This window comes from Paenibacillus sp. FSL K6-1318, assembly GCF_037976905.1.
In the GTDB taxonomy this organism is placed as follows: Bacteria; Bacillota; Bacilli; order Paenibacillales; family Paenibacillaceae; genus Paenibacillus; species Paenibacillus amylolyticus_A.
The window spans coordinates 1,130,038-1,151,596 of sequence record NZ_CP150270.1 but is presented as its reverse complement, the minus strand read 5'-3'; the positions used below and the strand labels follow the sequence as shown (position 1 = coordinate 1,151,596).

The 21,559-nt window shown below is 44.3% G+C and carries 21 protein-coding genes; 9 read left to right on the top strand and 12 right to left on the bottom strand.

All coding sequences use genetic code 11. The annotated features are described in order from the left end of the window. Window position 1: 1 nt before the first annotated feature. From NYE45_RS04990 to NYE45_RS04975, 4 genes are all read right to left on the bottom strand, one after another. Window positions 2–1,981, bottom strand: a complete 1,980-nt coding sequence (locus NYE45_RS04990) for a collagen binding domain-containing protein (protein ID WP_340015868.1) — start codon at window positions 1,979–1,981, stop codon at window positions 2–4. A 316-nt stretch (window positions 1,982–2,297) separates the two neighbouring features. Continuing rightward, window positions 2,298–3,191 carry a hypothetical protein gene (locus NYE45_RS04985; protein ID WP_340015867.1) on the bottom strand — a complete coding sequence of 298 codons (894 nt, stop codon included), beginning with the start codon at window positions 3,189–3,191 and terminating at the stop codon, window positions 2,298–2,300. Window positions 3,192–3,457: 266 nt separating this feature from the next. Further along, entirely contained in the window at window positions 3,458–4,189 is a 732-nt protein-coding gene (locus NYE45_RS04980; protein WP_340015866.1) for a nuclease-related domain-containing protein, read from the bottom strand. 277 nt (window positions 4,190–4,466) lie between these two features. Next, window positions 4,467–5,360, bottom strand: a complete 894-nt coding sequence (locus NYE45_RS04975) for an NAD(P)-dependent oxidoreductase (protein ID WP_340015865.1) — start codon at window positions 5,358–5,360, stop codon at window positions 4,467–4,469. 195 nt (window positions 5,361–5,555) lie between these two features. On the opposite strand from NYE45_RS04975, the gene NYE45_RS04970 reads away from it, so the two are divergent. The 3 genes from NYE45_RS04970 to NYE45_RS04960 are packed head-to-tail and all read left to right on the top strand — an operon-like array spanning window position 5,556 to window position 9,311. Beyond that, a complete protein-coding gene (locus NYE45_RS04970) occupies window positions 5,556–6,677 on the top strand; it encodes an endospore germination permease (RefSeq protein ID WP_340015864.1) in 1,122 nt (373 codons plus the stop codon). Then, window positions 6,649–8,151 (top strand): spore germination protein, encoded by a 1,503-nt coding sequence (locus tag NYE45_RS04965; RefSeq protein ID WP_339168679.1) that lies wholly within the window; start codon window positions 6,649–6,651, stop codon window positions 8,149–8,151. The genes NYE45_RS04970 and NYE45_RS04965 overlap by 29 nt, the downstream gene beginning before the upstream one ends. Window positions 8,152–8,171: 20 nt before the next feature. Continuing rightward, on the top strand, window positions 8,172–9,311 hold the full coding sequence (locus NYE45_RS04960) for a Ger(x)C family spore germination protein (protein WP_340015863.1): 1,140 nt from the start codon (window positions 8,172–8,174) through the stop codon (window positions 9,309–9,311). A gap of 86 nt (window positions 9,312–9,397) precedes the next feature. Here NYE45_RS04960 and NYE45_RS04955 read toward each other — a convergent pair whose 3' ends face one another. Beyond that, the gene (locus NYE45_RS04955) at window positions 9,398–9,901 is read right to left on the bottom strand and encodes a hypothetical protein (RefSeq protein WP_340015862.1); all 504 of its coding nucleotides are present in this window, start codon (window positions 9,899–9,901) and stop codon (window positions 9,398–9,400) included. 47 nt (window positions 9,902–9,948) lie between these two features. Further along, on the bottom strand, window positions 9,949–10,311 hold the full coding sequence (locus NYE45_RS04950; RefSeq protein WP_340015861.1) for a hypothetical protein: 363 nt from the start codon (window positions 10,309–10,311) through the stop codon (window positions 9,949–9,951). 191 nt (window positions 10,312–10,502) lie between these two features. Between NYE45_RS04950 and NYE45_RS04945 the strand changes: the two genes are divergently transcribed. Further along, on the top strand, window positions 10,503–11,039 hold the full coding sequence (locus NYE45_RS04945; RefSeq protein ID WP_340015860.1) for a hypothetical protein: 537 nt from the start codon (window positions 10,503–10,505) through the stop codon (window positions 11,037–11,039). 102 nt (window positions 11,040–11,141) lie between these two features. Here the strand turns inward: NYE45_RS04945 and NYE45_RS04940 are convergent, their stop codons facing one another. Together NYE45_RS04940 and NYE45_RS04935 are read right to left on the bottom strand one after the other, a co-directional pair. Beyond that, entirely contained in the window at window positions 11,142–11,423 is a 282-nt protein-coding gene (locus NYE45_RS04940) for a hypothetical protein (RefSeq protein ID WP_340015859.1), read from the bottom strand. Window positions 11,424–11,650: 227 nt separating this feature from the next. After that, window positions 11,651–12,949 (bottom strand): galactokinase family protein, encoded by a 1,299-nt coding sequence (locus tag NYE45_RS04935; protein ID WP_340015858.1) that lies wholly within the window; start codon window positions 12,947–12,949, stop codon window positions 11,651–11,653. 276 nt (window positions 12,950–13,225) lie between these two features. Here NYE45_RS04935 and NYE45_RS04930 point away from each other — a divergent pair, with 276 nt between their 5' ends. The 4 genes from NYE45_RS04930 to NYE45_RS04915 all read left to right on the top strand — a co-directional run bounded on the left by NYE45_RS04930 (window position 13,226) and on the right by NYE45_RS04915 (window position 16,876). After that, window positions 13,226–14,482, top strand: a complete 1,257-nt coding sequence (locus NYE45_RS04930; RefSeq protein ID WP_340015857.1) for an MFS transporter — start codon at window positions 13,226–13,228, stop codon at window positions 14,480–14,482. A 59-nt stretch (window positions 14,483–14,541) separates the two neighbouring features. After that, window positions 14,542–15,468 carry a DUF2268 domain-containing protein gene (locus tag NYE45_RS04925; protein WP_340015856.1) on the top strand — a complete coding sequence of 309 codons (927 nt, stop codon included), beginning with the start codon at window positions 14,542–14,544 and terminating at the stop codon, window positions 15,466–15,468. After that, complete coding sequence (locus tag NYE45_RS04920) at window positions 15,443–16,213, top strand: MerR family transcriptional regulator (protein ID WP_340015855.1); 771 nt, start codon at window positions 15,443–15,445, stop codon at window positions 16,211–16,213. The genes NYE45_RS04925 and NYE45_RS04920 overlap by 26 nt, the downstream gene beginning before the upstream one ends. Before the next feature lie 219 nt (window positions 16,214–16,432). Further along, on the top strand, window positions 16,433–16,876 hold the full coding sequence (locus NYE45_RS04915) for a hypothetical protein (protein WP_340015854.1): 444 nt from the start codon (window positions 16,433–16,435) through the stop codon (window positions 16,874–16,876). Between the two features lie 46 nt (window positions 16,877–16,922). Here NYE45_RS04915 and NYE45_RS04910 read toward each other — a convergent pair whose 3' ends face one another. From NYE45_RS04910 to NYE45_RS04900, 3 genes are read right to left on the bottom strand one after another with little or no spacing between them, the layout of a single operon-like run. Then, window positions 16,923–17,513, bottom strand: a complete 591-nt coding sequence (locus tag NYE45_RS04910) for a hypothetical protein (protein WP_340015853.1) — start codon at window positions 17,511–17,513, stop codon at window positions 16,923–16,925. 11 nt (window positions 17,514–17,524) lie between these two features. Further along, complete coding sequence (locus NYE45_RS04905) at window positions 17,525–17,836, bottom strand: hypothetical protein (protein ID WP_340015852.1); 312 nt, start codon at window positions 17,834–17,836, stop codon at window positions 17,525–17,527. A gap of 12 nt (window positions 17,837–17,848) precedes the next feature. Beyond that, the gene (locus tag NYE45_RS04900) at window positions 17,849–18,964 is read right to left on the bottom strand and encodes a WXG100 family type VII secretion target (RefSeq protein ID WP_340015851.1); all 1,116 of its coding nucleotides are present in this window, start codon (window positions 18,962–18,964) and stop codon (window positions 17,849–17,851) included. 1,236 nt (window positions 18,965–20,200) lie between these two features. Here NYE45_RS04900 and NYE45_RS04895 point away from each other — a divergent pair. After that, a complete protein-coding gene (locus tag NYE45_RS04895; RefSeq protein WP_315794627.1) occupies window positions 20,201–20,542 on the top strand; it encodes a helix-turn-helix transcriptional regulator in 342 nt (113 codons plus the stop codon). 167 nt (window positions 20,543–20,709) lie between these two features. Here the strand turns inward: NYE45_RS04895 and NYE45_RS04890 are convergent, their stop codons facing one another. After that, window positions 20,710–21,537 carry a hypothetical protein gene (locus NYE45_RS04890; protein ID WP_340015850.1) on the bottom strand — a complete coding sequence of 276 codons (828 nt, stop codon included), beginning with the start codon at window positions 21,535–21,537 and terminating at the stop codon, window positions 20,710–20,712. Window positions 21,538–21,559: the final 22 nt, after the last annotated feature.

Here is a 21,559-nt window from a genome sequence, read left to right as displayed (position 1 = left end):
TTCAGAATTCAGGCTTCGTCTTATTCATCTTCCAATCACTGTTGTATGATGTTTTGTATGTGATTACATACGTGTTATTCAGGGACTTGGATGGGTCAAAGCGCAGCTCGAATCCGCTCCGGTTCCCTTCTGAGCCAGGAATTATAGTGTAATCCTGTGGGGATTGCAGTTTATTTTTTCCGTCCAGACTCGCAACCTTCACGGTATCAGGGAGAAGTTCCAGACCGCCATTCGGAAACAAATCCTTGATTACAACTTGTTCCATCGGATATTTATCGCTATTCATTGTTACTTTCCAGATGACCGTCTTATCCTTGTAATTGGCCTCAGCCACTTCTTTCTTCATTACGCCGCTACGGAGTACTTGCTCTGCTTGAGAGGAACCTCCATCTGTCGTAATTTTGTTGACGATCTTATCATTTTCATAGACACGACTTATGGATTTCGTCTGATACTTTAACGTATATGCGGTCTCCACATCCTCACGGAATTGCAGGTTGAAGCCGCTTGTTTTATTTTCATTCTGGATCATCGTCAATGTGTACGCGGAAGCATCCACTACTTCATTGCTGGTTCCTTTGTACACTTTGAACGATTCGGGGATCAGTTGCTGACTTTCGTTAAACCGGTCATTTAGCTGGGCACTCGCCTGTGGTATATGTACATTCCCCAGATTGTATCCAACGGTCCATGAGATGGTTTGGCTGATCGGATCATATTTGGCTACACTTTTGGACAACAACGCTCCACGTTTCACGGTAACTGTGGCACTTGCGGATGTCTCTTCAATGTCTTCTCCTGACAGTACTGCTGTATTGGTGTACTGTGCCGATTGATCCATCATTTGCGTAGAATATTCAATCCGGTAGGCACTATTGATGCTTTCTTTGTTCCAACCAAGCTTGAATCCCTTGTCACCCTCCAATGCTTCCACTGTATATTCGCTTGCATCCAGTTGTTCACGAAGGACGGTGGAACCATCACCGTTCACTTGGAGATGATACACACGTATCGATTCCTTCTGAAGTTGCAGACCTTCCGGTGTTGGATCGGTCATCATGGCGCGGCTGAATGAATCCAGCTCTTTGTTCACATCAAGGGTCCAAGTAATTGAATTTGAATTTGATGTATCTACTTTCCCACGCTTCTCAAGTGCAGGTGCAGTTTGCGGTGCAATCTGGATGACGACTGTCTGTTCGCCACCTTTGATCGGTGTAACAATAGTTACGTCTGTGCTGCCTTTCACAATTTCCGTACTGAGTTCGGTTTGGATCTGCAAGGTGCCCGTTACATTGGAGTGGTTCTCCACATATTCATTAAACGTAAGCACGACCTTGCCCTGACGATCTACGGTGAAACGTCCAACTTCGTTCTCCCCACCTTCAGTAGCCAGAGGTTCGTCGATATCGGTGTAGATGACAAACTGTTCCGGGAGATCAAATGTAAAGGTGTCTCCCGACTTGTACGTATTGTTTGGCAGCGCCCAATCATATTTCAACTGAATCGCTTCATCGGCCTGAATGCGATGACCCGGATTCTGAACGCTGTCAATGATTGCTCCGTCAGCTCCGGTTAATGTCAATTTCGTTAAAATATTTTCGTTCTGAGCTGGCTGCTCATCATTCTCATTGGTAACTTGTATTTCATCACTGTCAGCTGGATCTGAGCTCTCTGTCTCTTCCGGTTGTTCCGGATCTGCCTCGAGATCCGCAGAGGCTGGATCTTCGGTTGGATTCGATCCTTCTGATAAATCTGATGAATTAGAAATATCAGCTACATCAGTTGCTTTTGATGCATCGGTTGCTTCGGTTGCTTCGGTTGCTTCGGTTGCTTCGGTTGCTTCTGAACCATTTTCTACAACTGGCATCTGCCCTGCGTTCTCTTGATCAGCCGCCGCAGATACCTGCGGAACCGTCACTCCAAAAAAAGTGTGCACAACGAGTAATAGAGCAATAATCAGGATCGGTAATTTTCTTCTCATCGTTCGGCATGTCTCCTAGTTGTGGTATTTGTACTTCTGTCATGCGCAACATGATCACCTAGATTTAGACTGAAGTTCCAGTTCTTCTTTTTAAACCTTTGCTGGAAAGACAAAACGCTTTCAACATAAAAATATGGAAATTTATACGTATAATATTAATTTTCCTAACATAAAAAAAGCCCTGATCGTAGGATCACAGCGTTGATAAATGAAGTTATATTTTTTCCCATTATGGAACAAAAAGAATAACCCTGACCTTATTAAAAACAGTCAGAGTTAGTTCTACATAGGACTCTATGAGTTAGCTTTATATGAGTTATTCCCCATAGATTTCTTTGATCCGTTCTTCCTCATTCGTAGACAAGAGAACATTAAGCAATCCCATCGCATTATTGGCATCGGTTCTCGTCGTCTTATACATCTCGGCAAATGCCGCTTCATCCTGCTCCGGGTCCATCGCAGCAAGCTTGCCCCACGATGTGCGAGCCTTGTCGTATAACGTACTCAATGTGATGTCACGCGGATGCTGTGCAACAGGCGCCATGGATTCAAATTTCGCTGTGACCCTGAAGAAATCCTTGGAATCCTGGAACGATGTACTGCTATAATCCTTATTTTTCATTGCATCTTCGGTAATCAGCAAGCCTTCCCGGGCGATAAACAGCGTTTTCACCATGGCACGCTCCAGATTGGTTGCTTCTTCCCAAGTTATATAAGATTCGTCAGGTGCTTGTACGGTTGTGAAAAAAGGAAAGGCATCATCAATCAACCGCTGCGAATCGGAATGAATCGGCACCCCTGCATTCATGTCCACAACGGCATCGCTATAATTGGCGACATTAATATTTTTGGAACCTTCCTCACTGACTCGACGCACCGGATGATCCGTAAGCGGGATACGGATATAACCAAGTTTATCGGCATACTGCTGCTTCAACTCTTCCAGTGTGGAGTCCTTTCCAATCTTGCCGTCGTCGGCTGAAGAAGATTCTTCTATAGCTGAACCTGTCTGCTCACTGCCGTTCGAACCGGTTGCTGCGGTTTCTGTTACAGCAGCATTCGAGCTACTTGACTCTGATGAAGCAACTTCTGTACCGGCAGCAGACTCAGGCGATGATGACGTCTCCTTAGCTCCGCCACCACAAGCTGTCAGAATCGCTGCCAAACCAAGCGTAACTGTGAACGTCTTTATCGTATAATTCCATTTCATCGTATAATCTTCCCCTTATCGTATGTATATTCCTGAGAACCATTAACCTCTGCTCCAAGACTTGAACACCTACTTACAAAAATATCCTTTCATATAACATGCTTGATTCACACCATTGGACATGGTCTACATTCTATCATAAGTTAAAAATCGGTTGTATACGACGATATACCTGTGTCTAAAGCCTTTTACTACTCGCACATTAACTACCACCGCAACACAAAAACACTGCCGCCCGTATGGACAACAGTGTTCGTGAAGCGTAACTATTTGATCCCTTTAGCCTTCTCCATATGCTCTGACCGAATCTGAGGATCGGTGGAATTGACCGATGATAACAGAGCGTAGATCGCCTGAATATCCTTCTCTTGAAAAACGGTCTCGGGAACTTCAGTCTCAAGTCGTTCCGTCTTACGCTGAATCGTCTCTACCAATTCATGATCGTAGATGATCAGTTCATCCGAATTTACATATCTCACAGCCGGATCAACACTGATGCGGCAACGGTTCGTGAAGGTCACCATGGAGACGAGACGTACTCTTTTGTAGTCCCCGAGGTGTGCATGGATGGCTTCCACATGTGCACGATGCTGCATGAGTGGATTGTACATTTTGACCCGGCTGCTGCTGACCGACCAATTGGCTTCTCTTCGTCCGCCGCGGATCTCACCTGTCGTCAGATTCCGGGTTTCAATCACGAAGATTGCCCGAGGACCGATCACGACATGATCAATCTGCGAATAACCGGAGCGTGACTTCGGATTGGTAACGAGTAAGTCGTTCAGCACTTTATATTGACTTGGAAGACCAATCAGCTGATCTGCTGTACTGGGCTCCTCCGGCTGGCGTGTCCAATCCCCTTCCGCTTTTTTCTTGCGCTTACTGCGGACCATACGCGGAGGAATGGTTGTCGTCGATGGTAACGCTGAAGCGGAGGCTGTAATCTGGCTCGCAAGCTCTGGCTGTGTCTTGAACAGAGACAGGATTTTCTTGAACATGGGCAAGCTCCGTTCTATTGTAGTGTGGGTTACGGGTGACCATTACAGGAGGAATAACATCCTTTGACACATTCATTATGTAAACTTCTATTACTTATGTCGGATAAAGCGGGGTAAAAATAAAGGGAAAATGATCAAAATCTCTCCAATACGCAAAGTACATATGAACATTTAACCAATTCTGTGACTTTAGACGCATAAAAAGGTCATAAAATTGAAAAAAAACAGCGCAACCTTTCCTGAATAGAAAAAGAATACGCTGCTGTTCTCTTGGTTGTTAAGCCTGAAGATAATAGGTGTAGAGCACCTGTGTACCCTTCTCTTCCAGACCATTATTCGCTATTTCCTGATACAGGGATTCGGCCAGAGCCAGCCCAGGTGTTTTCATGCCCATCGCTTTTGCAGACTCCAGTGCAATTCCCATGTCTTTGATAAAATGTTTCACATAGAATCCCGGCTCATAATCGCCTGCGATCATGCGCGGACCGAGATTGCTGAGCGACCAGCTTCCGGCTGCACCGGTAGCAATGCTCTTCAGCACGGTCTCCGCGTCCAGACCAGACGTCTTGGCATAGGCGAGTGCTTCGCATACGCCCATCATGCCAGAGGCAATGGCAATCTGGTTGCACATTTTCGTATGCTGCCCGGCTCCCGCCTTGCCTTGCAGTACAATGTTGGTGCCCATCTGCTCAAACAGTGGACGCACGGCTTCAAAGGCCTCCGAGCTACCCCCAACCATAATGGATAGCTTCGCGTTCTGCGCTCCGATATCGCCGCCCGACACAGGCGCGTCCAGTGCATGCAGTCCCTTGGCTTCCGCAGCTTCAAAGATTCGTGCAGCCAGTAGCGGACTTGAGGTCGTCATATCAATGAGATATGAGCCCGGTTTGGCATTGGCTACGAGACCATCCTCACCGAGATAAATCTCCTCGACATCCTTCGGATACCCCACCATCGTGATGATGACATCACACGCAGCAGCCAGTTTGCCTGGTGTATAATGCCATACGGCACCTTCCTTCACCAACGCTTCCGCTTTGACAGCAGTTCGCGTGTAGACATGTAGCGGATATCCCGCTTGCTGGATGTGCCCAGCCATGCTTTTACCCATCACGCCTGTACCAATAAAGCCAACTTTCGTCTCTCCAGGTGCCTTCGTCGTATTTGTCATCACAGGTTTCCTCCCTATTTCTCTATACTTCGCTCAGAAGTTTTCTTCGACATTGCTATATCTGTATGTTAAAGCTTTCTGGCTGGCTCGTCCATCTCGTTTGCCGCTTTCTGTGAAAAAATATGAAAAAGGAATCAACTTCCTGTATGCTGTACAACCTAACGGAAACTTCCTTCATTGGAAAGGAGGATTCGCATGAGTCGTGAAAAAGGTCAGATAACCATTTGGTTGTCCTTTTCCATCATTTTATTAAGTGCCGGACTGGTCTGCCATGTCTTGTCCATTCCAGCAATTCTCGAAGCAGCAGGCAGAGACGGATGGTTGTCTGTCGTCGCAGCCGCTCCCTTGTTCATGTTGTTTCTATGTATGATGTACATCATTATTCGACGGGTACGTGGACAGCGATTAACAGACTGGATCACACGAGAATTCGGAGCCATTCCTTCCTGGATTTTCCGGATCTCCGCTTCCATCTTGCTGTTCACGCTTGGCACGCATACGTTATATGAGACAACCAACTGGACCGTCTCCACGTATCTTCAATTCACACCTCCCTATGTTCTGGCAGGAGGCGGAGCACTGGTCGCCGCTTGGGCAGCAGCCAAAGGCATACGTTCTATTGCGATGACTTCCAGTCTGTTGTTGCCCTTTGTGATACTGCTTGGTTACTTTGTGATGTCCGCCAATATGAAATACAAAGACTACAGCCTATTGTTCCCCATCATGGAGAACGGCATGGGTCCCGTGTGGCGGGGCATGATCTACTCCCTTGCCGGGCTTATGGAAATCTGGATTCTCATGCTGTTCCAACATGAAGTCAAAGGCAAAATTCGTTGGTGGTATGTTCTGATCCTCGGCGTGTTTATGCTTAGTATGGCGATAGGGCCAACCATTGGAGCTATTGTGGAATTTGGTCCTGAAGAAGCAGCCAAACAACGGAATAGTCCCTATGAGCAATGGAAGCTTGTGAATATCGGAAAGCTGCTGCAACACGTTGATTTTCTATCCATCTATCAGTGGCTTAGTGGTTCCTTCGCAAGGGTTGCCATATCCATGTATCTCATCGTGGATCTGCTGAATTTCCGTAGACCGAAGAAACGATATATCGCCATTCTTACCATTACCGTCATTATGAGCTTTATGGCGATGCAATGGTGGCGCATTGATTACGTCGACTATTATGTGGACCATATTCAGTTCCCGGTCATGCTCGCCTATGTCTCCGCCGTTACGGTGATATTAACCATTGCTGCATTAATCCATAAAAAAGACAAGGAGGCTCCCGATCATGCCGATCTCAACCCAGCCCAAAAATAATCGTGAAGTTGAACCGTTCCGAATGAACGAGCATAACTTGAATACCTTTTTTGCCGGATCTGACGATGTTATCATCAATAGTCATATGATCGGAGAACCTCCGATGCAACTCATTATGACCTATTGCAGCGGTATGGTGGACAGTGAAGCGATCTATGATATTATTCTCCCGGAACTCAAACGAACATATGAAAATACACACTTTATCCGTACATCCGACATTGAAAAGTGCATCAGTCTGGATTGGACCCGAATGGATCTGCAAGATCCGGCATTTGGAACTGAACTGATGTCTCTCCGTGTTTTTGAAGGCCAAATGTTGATCTGTATTCCTTCCCTGCAAACCATGTGGAGTATTGATATATCTAATATCCCTACTCGAACACCGGAGGAATCGACCACCGAAGTTTCGATCCGCGGGGCAAGAGATGGGTTCATTGAACCCCTTGCCGTCAATGTTGCCCTGATACGTACACGTCTGCGTACGAACCAGCTGGCCTGTAATATCGAACTGATCGGTACACGTTCTGCAACCAAGGTGGCATTGATGTATATCAAGAATATCGCCAATCCGGAGCTGATCGAAGACGTCCAGGATCGGTTGCGTAAGATTGAGACCGAACGCATCTTGACCGCCAATGAACTGGAAGAATTACTGTCTCCTTCGAAGATTACTTTATTTCCCGTCACCCATTATACGGGTAGGCCTGACTTTGCTGCGGAATGTCTCCTGAACGGACGTTTTATCCTCATTGTCGACGGCAATCCCAGCGCCATTATTGGGCCGGTCAATCTGTTTCTTTTGCTCAAATCACCAGAAGATGCCAGCTTTCCCTTCTTGCCTGTGAACGTAGGACGGATGCTGCGCTTTCTTGGTCTGATGATCACCGTGTTCCTGCCTGGCTTTTATATTGCGCTGACCTCATTTCATATGGACCAGATCCCCTTCCCTCTGGTTGCAACAATATCCGTTGGACGGATGGGGTTGCCGATGGAATCGGGAGTGGAGATGTTTCTCATTATGCTACTGATGGAGTTGTTCCGAGAGGCGGGGGTACGTTTGCCTAGTGCCATCGGCCAGACATTGACTGTCGTCGGAGGTCTGATTATCGGGGATTCCGCCATCCGGGCCGGTATGGTCTCCCCACTCATGATCGTTATTATCGCAGTCACGGTCGTAGCTGGAGCAACCATTGTGAACCAGGTCATGACCAGCTCTGTGCTGATCCTGCGCTTCCTTTGTTTTGTCCTGGGGGCTTCCCTCGGCATCTATGGGTTCATCCTGTCGTTGATTCTGTTCCTCATCTACCTGACCGATCTCAAGTCATTTGGCATTCCGTATCTGACGCCGTTAACGCCACTTCATTTCAAACAAGCGATAGCTTCATTATTCAAACTGCCCAAAGGGTTGGGTAAACGCAGACCCGTCTATCTGGAGACCCAAGAACCGCGCAAGAAAGGAAACGGACGATGAAACACTTGTTACAGCGATGTTTGCTGAGTCTGTTAGGCCTATCGATGTGCGTGATGACGAGTGGATGCTGGAGTGCATTTGAAATCCAACAGGTAGACTACGCCAAAGCCTTTGGGATTGATTATAAGGACGGCATGTATCATCTGTATGTGCAAACGCTTGATTTTGCCAGTGTCGCCAAAAGTGAAAGTTCGACCAAAAGTGCAGATACCCCACCTGTGTGGGTCGGCCATGCGGAAGGGAAAACCATGAGCCTTGCGCTCAACGAGTTGTTCCGTACGGCTCAATTACACATGGCTTGGGGGCATGTGACAGCCATCGTTATGGCAGAAGGTGTGCTCACCAGTAAACATATCAAAGAAGTGTTCGACATGCTGGGACGGTTTCCAGAATCCCGTTATACAACCTGGGTATATGGAACACGAGAACCTCTGGAGAAAATTTTGAGTGCAACGTCCATCTACAACATGTCGCCACTGGATAGCATTCTTCATAACCCGCTGCCCACGTACATGGAAGAATCGTTGTACCCGCCCGTGCTCAGCTTCAAGCTCATTGCAACGCATAATGATCCGGCTACCACCACGTATCTGCCGAGTATTGCACTGAACAATACTCAATGGTCTGAGAATCAAAAGAAACACGATCTGTTTCTGGTCGAGGGGGCCTTTTTTGAAAGGACGGGGGTTAACTTCGAGTTCCTGCCACGCAGTCAGCTTCCCGGTTATCACTGGCTAATCAAGGACATGCGGCGTGCTCCTTTACTTGTCCAGAAGGATGGAACGATCTATGGGGCACTCAGTGTAGGATTGCCGAAGATCAAAATAAAACCTGTCATTCAGGGTGAAGAGGTCAAGTTCAACATTGACGCCAAATACCTAACCGCCCTGTACGAATATCTGGTGCCCACCTCTTATGAAGAGATGATCCAGATCAGTGAAGTGAAGTTGCGGGAACAGATCATGCAGACCTACCGTCACGGCCTTGAGCGTGGGGTGGATATTTACGGTCTTCAGGAGAAGCTGTATCGCAAAAATCCGAAACTCTGGCGTAAGTTATCCAACAATGGGAGTAAGATGATGCTTACGGAAGATTCGATCCAGGATCTCAAGATCCATCTCACTATCCCGTATACAGGGAAATATAAACGCAAAGTATAGCAAGAACGCGAAACACCCCTTTGCCCGTATGAAACGACGGATAAGGGGTGTTTGTGTATGTGGATATAGTTCGTTTGCAGTTCGGGTCATACAGGTCTGTGACTGCGAAGTTTCCATTCCATCAGCCAGCCCATCCATATGGAGAAAGACAGACCGAACAGCAGGATTGGAATATTGTAAAACAAGGTGTTCGTGTACTGATTCAGCCAGCCAAAACGGTACACTGCGGAATCCGAATCATTCGTAAATCCGTTGAGTTGCATGCGTAATTCATCGATGATGTGTAACTCCCAAGCGACAGACAACACACACAGTAGGAAAGCAACCAGGGGTATCAAGGCATGCATCTTCCCTCCCCAGCGCTGAAGCTGATCGTACAACCACCATTTGGACAAAGTGGTCGTCCAGATACATAGAATCAGAAAGGTCAGAAGAGATGGAAATAACACCAAAAGCCCTAGATTACCGTTACCAGACACCCCTCTGCCGGGTTCATGCTGAAAGGTTAATCCACGTACAGCGCTGATCATGAGTACGTTCCAGATGAGGAAGATGAAGTACGGCTTGTTGATTCTTTTGAGGCGATTCATATGTTACCTCCTAATCCTTGTTACGCCCACCTATTCTAAATTGACTTTCACTTCTTATAATAATGAATTACCCGTAACCGAGTAGTCAGGATTAAGGTCTGAGGAATGAGCACAAAGACAATATATATAAGTACAATTAACCATAGATGTGCGGCAAAATTCTCCGCACCGAATGATGGTTTCGGGCGCTCGATAAGATACCACCAGCACGGGATGGCAATAAACCATGTCAATCCCGTCGAGAGGAACATGTCTTTTACATCGCTCCACAGAAAGCAGAACAACGCGACAAACAAAATAGGTCCTGTCCAGGAATCCAATATCGGTCCCCAACTTTGGAAGACAAAGATCATGGCAGGATACAGAAGATTGATGGTCCAGCGCCAGATGTTGTTAGAATAAAGATTCATTAACTTCTCACCTCGCTACATAACGTTGCTATTGTGCGTGAAAATACAGGCTAAAAAAATTAGAGAAGATATGTACTCTCGATTTTAAAAGGTTATTCAATTACATACTGGGAAAGAAATGAAGAGAATAAGCATCATTTTGGATATTATTGCTCATACTACCTTCAGGAAATTATCGAAGGAGTGAAAGCATGAGGTTAAAAAGGTTCATCGCCATTGGAGCTGTGTTAACTTGCTCAACTTTGTTATGGGGATGTGGTAACGGCACTGCGAATAATGCTTCTCAGCAGCAGAATGACACCGTTCGATCGGAGAGCTGGAGCGATCCCAAACGACTGGAAGCTTCCCACCTTGAGGCGCTTGAGCGTATGGAGAAAGACCATATTCACCGAATGGTTTCGCTTAGCGCAAGTACAGATGGGGACAAAGTGATGACCACACTTGAACGATCGAGCCAAAAGTTGGAGGAGATGAGACCGCTCGCCGAAATGCTCCAGCACGAAGGACATCCGGCATTATTACAGCGAATCCAGGACATGTCCGGCGATATCCAAGGCTCCAAATCCGTCATTACTGAGATGAAAAATCTGCCTCAAGACGGAAAAATTAAGATTCAGTCCGAGAATTCCGATTCCTTGCATCACATCAGCAGCTTCCGCGATTACCACCAGTATATTCAGGGACAAGTGCAATCTTTAGACGGTAAATCTACGCAAATGTCCCACTAACTCTCAAGATAGTTCAGAGAATCGTTACCGTCGGAATACAATAATCCGATGGCTAACGGTTCTTTTTTATTAACTTCATATTGTTATCCCTCTACTACAACTTCATTCCACCCACAACGATACCCAGATGAACATGCTAAATAACAAAACCGGCGTAAGTGCGCCTGTCGCTAATATGATCCAAAGTGTCGCGGGCTTGATCCTTTGGCAGTATGCATCGACCTTGCGCATTCGATCTTTACGCCACTTGGCAAACCTGAGCTGTCTGATCATTCGATTGAGAACGATTTGCCGCTGCTCGCCCTCTTCGAATTCATCAATCGCACGCCGCAACTCCTCATATAATTGAGCCTCTTCCTGCCCAGCCGCTGTAAGTGTAATCATCTGATCCTTCCTCCCATGAGAACATTATTGAGATACAGCCCCTCACCTATTCGAACCATCATTAATACGCCAGTATTCCATGTCACTGTCATAAACTAAACCACTACTTAAATAACACATTACAGACCTTCAAGGTTTGGAGATTTTTCAAAAAATGAAAAAACCAAAAAGCCCGGGCATGGCCCGGACTTCGTTGAATCATATCAGAACTATTAATCTGACTGCGTTTAGCTCGCGTTAGCGATCAATGCATTCAGGCATACTGCACCTTGTGCACGCACATTAACGACAATAATCGGTGTATCCAGCATGTCGTGCATCCATGACATATACTCTTCTACTTTTTCATTTGGAAGGATCGTCAGAATAACCCCTGCGAATCCACCACCATGAATACGACAAGCGCCGTCACCCAGGTTTCGCAGATAATTCTCGGTCAGTGCCAGTGCGATGCCAATCTCTTGTTCCTTCACAGCACCACTTTGATATACATTCTGCAACCACTTCCATGACGAGTTACCGGACGCTGTAATCAGTTTCAGGAAATCAGCAAAACGTCCATCCCGCAACGCCTGAACCTGACCGTCGACACGATTGTTTTCCTCCAGGAAATGAAGTGCACGCAGCACGGCACGATCCCCAGCAGCTTCACGAACCTTCTTAAGGTTGGCATAGATTGCGTCTGCTGTAATTTCCCGAACATACTCACTGCCGAGCGCCTGAGCAACCGCTCTCATCTCATACGGCACAGCAGCATAATCTTCCGTCAGATCAGCGTGGTTACCACCAGTATTCACAATGACTAATGAGTAACCGTTTTGTTGGAAATCCCACTGAACAGGTTCAATGACAGGCTGTGCAGGATTTTCAAAATCAATGGCAATCAGTCCGCCGTACGCACAAGCCATCTGATCCAGCAGACCGGAAGGTTTGTTCCAATAGTGATTCTCCGCATACTGACCGATTTTGGCCAAGGTTACAACATCCAGTGCACCATCATTATAGAAATGATTCAAAATCGTACAGATCAGCATCTCAAATGACGCCGAGGAACTCACGCCGGATGCCGAGAACACGTTACTTGAGAGATACGCCTGAAAGCCGCCTACCTTATATCCGAATTCTCCAAATCCCGCAGCCATACCGCGAATCAATGCTGTTGTGCCATCGTCTTCCGTATTTGGCGTGAGGTCCGTGAGATCGATTACATATTTCTTGTCATAACCTTCTGAGTAAAACGTAATAACCGACTCCGCAGTTGGTGCAGCCACTGCAATCGTATCCAGCGTAATGCTGCCCGCCAGCACTTTACCATGGTTATGATCCGTGTGGTTGCCGCCAATCTCGCTGCGTCCTGCTGCGCTGAACAACTTGCTTCCCTCTTGCGCGCCAAAGTACTCTTCGAATGTTGCGTTCAGCTTCGTGTAACGTGCAGTCTGTTCCTCTACTTGTGATTGTCCATACATTTGGGCAAGCAACGCTTGGCCCTCCGTGGATTGGATCAGATTCAATGGTTGTGTCGTCATTAATAATCCTCCTATGGATATGCAGCTTTTATTTTTAGACTATTGGTGAACATGGTTGTCGCGTCTGTTTCATACCTTATTCCTCTCCCATTATCTCAGCTTCGTAGCGGAAAAGGTAGGGTAGAATTGAAAGTTTGTAAGCGTTTTGTGAAGTTATTTAATGTAAAAATAGGATTGAAAACCATTTTAGAATAACTTAAATTTGGTTTAAGTGAAAACACATTATTTTCCAAAGTCAATGTTGCTATGCTATTCATCTTATTCGTGGAGGAAACGATGAAAATCAAATCGAATTATACCAAGTTATTTGGTGCATTTTCGCTTACATTTTTGGGTGATGGACTTACACTGGCTGCGGTTCCTTGGCTCATATCAACCCTTACAAGCGATACGCTGTACGCCTCTGTCACCATGACGGCACTTCGTTTACCCTGGCTGCTATTCAGTCTGCCCGTGGGTGTTCTCATCGACCGTTACTCACGCAAACATATGCTGATTGGGGCAGGCTTTACGCGAATGATCCTTCTCCTTGTCCTGACGTTATGTATCTGGGGAGGATGGGTGAGCATTCCGATTCTGGCTCTGTTCATGTTCGGGATTGGCCTTAGCCGTGTCGTATTCGACAGTACGGTGCAGACGGTCATCCCTCAACTGGTAGATGAGAGCAAGTTGGAAAAAGCCAATGGGCAGTTCACCGCCGGACAGTTAATCACAAGTGATATTCTGGGCGTTGCTCTGGGAGGATTCATCATAACCCTGCATATTGTTTTTCCTTTTGCCATAGACGCCGTAACGGCTGTTATTGCTCTGCTCTTTTTAATCAGTTTGAAGGGAAACTTCTACCCAGGAGATACCGAAACGACCAAGAAGCAAGTTCGCCCGATGAAGAATTGGAAACGCGAGATGTGGTCCGGTCTTCAATATGTCTATCATGATCGTTTTCTCCGCGGATTAGCCATTCTGTCTGTCACCATTACGCTGATGTATTCCGTCATCCTGGCTACTCAGATCTTCTTTGTACGAGATGTGCTTCAGTTGGATGCTTTTGCATTCGGTATGCTCATCTCCATCGCAACGATCGGCAGCATTGTAGGCAGTCAGGCTGTTGCATATATGCGCAAGAAATGGAGTACAAAACAATTGATTATTTCCTCCATTTTGTGCATGGGAATGATCTACGGTGTGGTGGGTTTAACTACAAATGCATATATGGTAGGCGGACTGTACTTCTGTGCTGCATTTTTCATTATTGTCTACAATGTTACCCGTTCCTCCATCCTGCAACGTTCCGTTCCTAATGAGATGCTTGGCCGGGTCGGAAGTGTGTTTCGCTTTTTGTCCTTTGGGATCAGTGCCATCGGTACGCTTCTCGGCGGATTATTGGTGCGGGTTAGTGAAACGACATTTGATCGCGTATTCTCGCTGCAACTCCCTTATCTCTTGTTAAGCCTGATCTATATCCTTTCTGCCCTGATATTCGCAATGAAGATGCAGAATCATTCAGAGAGCCAGCAGCGTAACATCAACGCTTGACTGTAACGTTAGGTCATACTTGATAATGATCTCAAGCTTACATGAAGGAGAGATTTAGGATGAAAATTACCGCGTTACGCTCAGATCAAATTTATGAAAAGATCATCCAGGCTGCACCCGATGAGAAAGTGGAGTTATACCGCGAGCGTATGATGGGTCCCTTTATGAACAAATGGAACATTCAACAGATCCCGTTTCGATCTCAAGAACCTCACGGCTTCGACGTGATCATGATGAATAACTTTATGAATATTGCTCCCGCAGATATCACGACCGAGATTAACGAATCGTTAGCAGCAATCTCGTCTGAAGCATTTTGGCAACAGTGTCATGAAGCTGTTTGTACGAGTCTATCCACCTTTACAGAGCACGGGATTGAGCTATCGGTCTCCGAATATCTATATACGATTTTACTAGGCGATAAGAACAGCCCTTCACTCATGATGAACGAAGGCATCAGCGGAGATGGTGGAATCCCTGGTTATATTATTGCGAACCTGATCCCCAATGGATATACTCTACCTCGTATGCAATCGGTGTTGGCCCATGAATGCAATCATAACGTGAGGTATCAATATATCCAGTGGAATCCACAGATTACGCTTGGCGAGATGGTTGTTAGCGAGGGGCTGGCCGAGAGCTTTGCCACATCCCTGTATGGAGAAGAATTGTCAGGCCCCTGGGTAGCCAAAACGGATATGGAGACATTGAATACCGTAATCAAGCCGAAAATGAAAGACCAGCTGCATCTCACCGGTTTTGACCAGATTAATCCGTATCTATACGGCGATGAACTTGCCATCATGCAAAATTTCACGCCCGTAGGTATGCCCTATGCGGCTGGCTATGCCTGCGGTTATCACTTAATTCAATATTATCTGAACAAAACAGGTACACCGATCACCGAAGCAACCATTACTCCGGCAAGTGTTATCCTTGCTGAAACAAAGGACTTTTGGAATGAAGACACCCTATTTCACCGTTAAAGATATCATTCAGATTACTGGCATCACGAAACGCGCATTACATTATTACGATAAAACGGATCTATTGAAACCGAGCAAAGTCGAAGACAATGGCTATCGGTATTACGATCAAGAGGCACTGGGGAATCTGCAAATGATTCTCTTGTTCAAAGAAATGAATTTCTCATTAAAAGACATTGCCGCCATGATGCAACTTTCCAAAGACGAACAGAAAGATATCCTAAGAGAGCATCGCAGTACACTCGTTCAACGCAAACAAAAGCTCGAAACCATCATCGACCAGTTGGACGAGTATGTGGATGGGACGGATATCTCTCATCTTAATCTGTTTGACGATTCTCCCATTCTGTCCATTCAAGAACAGTATGAATCCGAGGCGAAGTTTGTATACGGAGATACCAAGAAATATCAGGAATTCGAAGCGAATGTGAGCCAGCTGTCTGCGGTAGAGCAAGAACAAGCTTACCAGCAGTTCTCGGTCAACATGGAGACGGTATTTCGTCAGCTGGCGAAACATCAGGATCTGTCTCCTGCTTCTGGTGAGGCACAAGCGTTAGTGCGTGAATGGAAGAGTTGCCTGGAACAGTTTATGGTCTGTGATGATGAGATTCTGAGATGTATTGCTGAAGCCTATACGACGGATCGTCGCTATGCGGGTTATTTTGATCAGTTTGGTGATGAGGAATTTTTGAGGTTTTTGTATCAAGCGATTATGGTTTATGTAGAGGATGGGAAAGATTTTTGAATCTGGTTTCCTAATATTAGGATGGTTCCAAAAGCAGATTCCGGGCAGTAAATGTCTCCCTTGCCGTATTGCGCAACGTCCATTCGTACCGATTCAGGAGATCTTCCATTAGGAGTCAATCTCGATTTTGGAACTCATACGGATACTATGAACGCATATCCTTCCGTATTACAGCCTTAGATAGAAATGTCAGTTTATTAAGTAAAGAGGTGATCATACATGAAAACAAAAAGTGAAAAGCTACCAACACTCTTTTTACTTATATACGCTGTCCTAATGCTTATAAGTTACAGTATCTATCTATTTTTAGAGAATACCCGATTAAGTCACTCTCAACAATGGCTATCTGAAGGTACCTTAACCCAAGATGATGTTAATTCCATAAGCCAAATCGGAAGATGGACAACCATCTCAGAATCTGCGTTCCTCATTATATTCGTGATTGCATTCATTTTTGTAATGTATCAATTTCAGAAAAAACCTTTAAAACATTTTCTCATCTTCAATGCAGCATTATTCATTGGGATTGCACTAATCAGTTACGTAGTTTCACTTGCTAGTTCCATGCCGATAGGAAATTCAGTTCAACCCGTTATTATCCCTACGTTTTTACTTGTTGCCCTGTGTATCTATACGTTATGGAAAACAAGAAATGGAAAATAAAAACCATACTACATACCACAAGACGGTGTGTAGTCTGGTTTTTATTTTAACTAGGGTTCCCCCGTTCAAAATACGCATGCAACCGATACAGACAAATCTCCTTCGTCCAGCGATACAGCAGCGCCCGTTCCTCCGCATCCTGCACCTGCACATTCAGCGAAAACACGCCCTCCTCAAAACGCGTCATACTGCCCTTCGCCCCGCTCCACATAGACATCGGCATATCAATTATCAGTTTCTCAATCCGTGTTGCCGCCCTCTCGTTCCATTCCCAGAGCGCAAGCTTGTCCTTATCCGAAAAGTCTTTCCGTTTCCGGTATTCCTTCTCCGTCAGGTACGTATGGAAAAAGCTTGCCATCTCCCCCGGCGTGATCGAGTCCATCCAGTGCACTTCTCCTCGCTCCAGCATGTACAGCAGTACAATCATCTTGTAGCTTTTGTTCATGACCGTCTTCTCTACATCGCGCAGCCACGCCCCATGCCGGACGTACATCTCCCCCTCATATGGGGTCAGCAGCTCTGCCCAATACAGAAACCCAACATAGGAACCGAATTCACTTCGATACCCGACACTCTTCGAACGCCCCATGAGATACAGCTCCAGATACGTCGGAATATGCCCCAGCTCTCGCTTCACATTTTTTTTTATTATTCCTCAATGGATTGAACCGCATATTCTATATCCTGCTCCATATCCAGATCAGGATACTTCTTTTGCAATTGAAGAAGACAATCTATAAATGCTCGACTTTGGAATTCAGAAGATAGATCTTCAAATATCTCACTGAGCCAATATAAATTTTCTTCTCCGCATTGATTTAGAAATGATATGGTGCTCTGCTCATTCTCTTTTAGAATGTCTACCATCTCATTCCATATCGTTTGAATAGCTGGATCGTCGGGATGTAAATCTTTTCTCTTCTTTATTAATGAAATAACTTTTTCACTGTAGTCTACCATGTTTTACTCTCCTCACGGTTGTCTTGAATTATCTGGAGTAATCGTTCCGATCTGTCCATCGTTCTTGATTACGCCTACTCTAACGTTATTATAGTTTCCAAACATCCATTCACCGTCACCCTTAACTCTATTCTCAGGCAGATTTGCTACATGCTCACCTGACTTTTTGATATCTTCCGATGTCCATTCCTTAGGGAACCATGCTTGGCCCTCTCCACTTCGCTTTGCTTTATTTTTGTGATTAGGTATATTACCAACTCGTACACCGTTTTCATATTCTTTAGTAATGTTAAATGCGATCTTATTTTTAAGTAAGTAATTAATATTATCTTGACCGTGACCACCATTAATCAATCTATTTTTAGAATTAAAATCTCCAAGTGAAGCATGGTGAATTCTCTCATTACTTACTGTAATTCTTCCACCGATCATACCCTTTGGGAATCCTAATCCTTCTTTCGGAACCTTATAACCCCTATTATACATTCCAGTAAAAGCCAATACGAGCTTAGCAGTCTGTAGACCTCCTATAGAAACTGCTGCTTGCCATGCTGGTATGGATTCTCCGGTTACGGGATGATGACCTTCCTTAAATGCGCTGATCTGTTCATCATATATATCCCCACCACTTGACACAGGTTGCTTCGGTCCAGCTCTCATTTCTTCATAACTGCCACCATTTTCCCAATACTTAACAAACTCTTTTTGCCCTGGCATCCCATCCTCCGCTTCACTGGCAGGCATGTTAACTCTAAACAAAGGATTGTATACCATTCGTATTTCGTTCTCTATGTTACCTGTATTGTGGTTCATCATTGTATGGGCAGCAACCTGCCCAGCAATGGCCCCCAAGCTCACCTGTTCCTGATCCGCTTGTTCAAATCTCTCGGCAATCGACATTAGATCCTGAGAGGACTTCACCATACTTTCCAGTGCTCGATCCAGTACAAAACGTGACTGCTGAAAATCATAGAAAAACCGTTCTTGTGTCGCTCCCGCCCACTGAGACTGGATGAATCCAATCCGTGCAGTCAGGTCATTACGTATACCTTCCAACTGCTGCCTGCCTTGCTCAATCTGTTTAGATACATGCAACAATTGCTCTGGTGTTACTTTAATTGTACTCATATTATTCTCCGAAGTTAGAATTAGGATTTTACCATGTTAGCAGAAGCTTCGTGTATATACATCCTTCTAACATCCTGATTTTTCCTTTCTCACCATAACAATATTTCCAATAACGTACTTCATAGGTCCTAATTCAAAGGAAATCTTCTTAATCTCTTCATTTAATAGAAAATGATCAACAAACACACCAATGGGCACAACGTCAACGATGCCGCTGTCAAACTGATCTGTCCCGCGACTCGTCCTCCGGTAAACTCTTGCCGTGAAAAAAACATCCAGATCGAGAGGTACGTAGTGCATAGTGGGAATGAAATTATCCCGCTAAATGTACTCGGTTCCATGTACCCGGTCATCAAGCTTTTACCAATTAGGATTAATGTAACCAATTCCATTATAGATAATATGAAAAACGCGATAGCAATTACTCTTTTCAAAATGTACACCTACTTTCCAGATGCAAAGCAAAGAGCATCCTTTGTAATCTCTGCATCATATATCCTTTATTTGGATGATGTCATCTTGTAAGCGTAACATAGATCAATCAAACATTTAACCGAAATAATCAATTAAAAAAATATATTACTCTGATGAATCATCCTTCATTCGAGTGGCTAACTCATCCAATATCTCTTCTGTTCGTTGAAGAAGCCTTTCGATGTTGTTTAGTTGTATGGGTTGGTCACACGGGTAATCTGATAGGGAAGAGATATGTTGTATCGTGCCGATGAACAAAGCCATATCCAATCCGGGTTCAGTCTCCGTATGCACTAAAGGTAAGATTACGTTCATGGTGAGTTCCTTGGGTGGATGAACTGAATGATACTTATAGATATATAGCGCCTTGATCATGGAGGCTAGAGCCCAATCACATAGAATCAGGCAGGCTTTAAACTGATTGTGATTACGCATGATTGCGGCAAGTTTGAGATGATACTTAGCATGTTGGTGATAGTCCATTATTGTAGTATGTAGCATGTGGTACGGCGGAGTATGTTTGGATCTAGTTTGTGTGGAGATATCATGGTCTTGCAAACGTGGGGTAGAATCTACTTGGTGATTACAATGTGCTTCGGTTATGGACCAATTTCTTGCCATTGTCATCCCTCCAAAGAGTTAATACCAGTATTATACATTAAAATGATACATATAGTAATCAAATAAATTATTTGTATTCTTCGTTTGGTGTTTACCTTGAGGAAACTTGTCTACACTTTTGAACATAGAGAGGTGAATACCATGAACGAGGACAGAGAAGTTTTGAAGCTAGTCGGAGCCAGAATTCGCGCACTACGTAAAGAAAGAGGGTATTCGCAGGAATCCCTCGGAGAAAAAGGTGGATTTCATTTTTCATACATAGGACAGATCGAACGTGGAGAAAAGAATGTTTCTTTGGTGAATCTGGCTAAGATCGCTGAGTCACTGGAAGTGAACTTAATTCAATTATTTGCGTATGTAGAGGAAGAGTTTGAAGTAACTGAAGATGAGAAGCAAATCAAGGAAATTGTACAACTACTTAGAGACTCTAATTCAGAACATATACGAACCGCCAAAAATGTTATAAAAGGAATATTGATGTAAAAAACAACAACCCTATCTCTCCATTATTGGAATGATAGGGTTTCTTCGATACGCAAAATCTATAATACATTTTAAGTTTTCTACTTTCTAAGTGACATGATTTACAAGAAGCTAATGCATCACTGCTTTAATGGAACATTTGCCATCACCTATATATCAGTTTTTCTCTATATATAGTATTCTATTTCCCCCTCTTTATTTTTCAATAATTTCAGTAAATGGATTTTCTCGGAGAGTAATTTTGAACGCTCTTCGGTACGGAAAATTGTAGCATCATGTATATACTCACAATTTCCAAGTAAAAAATGATCCTTATCAAGGAGATGATAAATAAACCATTTTATCTCCTGATCTTCCTGATCTAGAACATAAAAACACTCATAAGCATACCTAGTAAACTTTTCTCTGAGTTGTGTGAATGTCATTATTATTAATAGTACAAACATGGAACTTGAGAAACACAACGTAATTAAACTCAGTGTTAAATTAATTAATAACACTTCTGGTTTGTCCATAGTTAACACTAAACTACCTTCTGCTATATTACTGGCTAAGAAACTTGGGAGCACGGAGAAAAAACATAATGTTTGTAACGTAAGTACGATTAATGTGAATGTAAGATTCTTTGACCTTGATAACCTTTTATCGAAAATACTTTTTTGTGTAAGGCTAACATATAAGATAGTAAAATAAAAAATTGTTCCAATGATTGAAATACAAAATGTAAAATATTCATTAACACCAAGATTGTAATATAACACTGTCAGAAAAACAGAAAAAATAGAGCCTATCATAACATAAAAGATGTAATTAGATATTTTTATCAAAGTCCTCTTTTCTTTTGATGAAATTAACCTTTCGATCTTGGATGAAGTTAACGAAGTTATTACCTGATTTTTCTTAAAAAAAGTCCACATAAAGCTAAGAATAGCAACAATCCCGCCCACTCCGCCTAATTTAGATAAAAATTGTCCATCCAAAATTCTATCCCACATGACCTTGCCTCCATACATATTC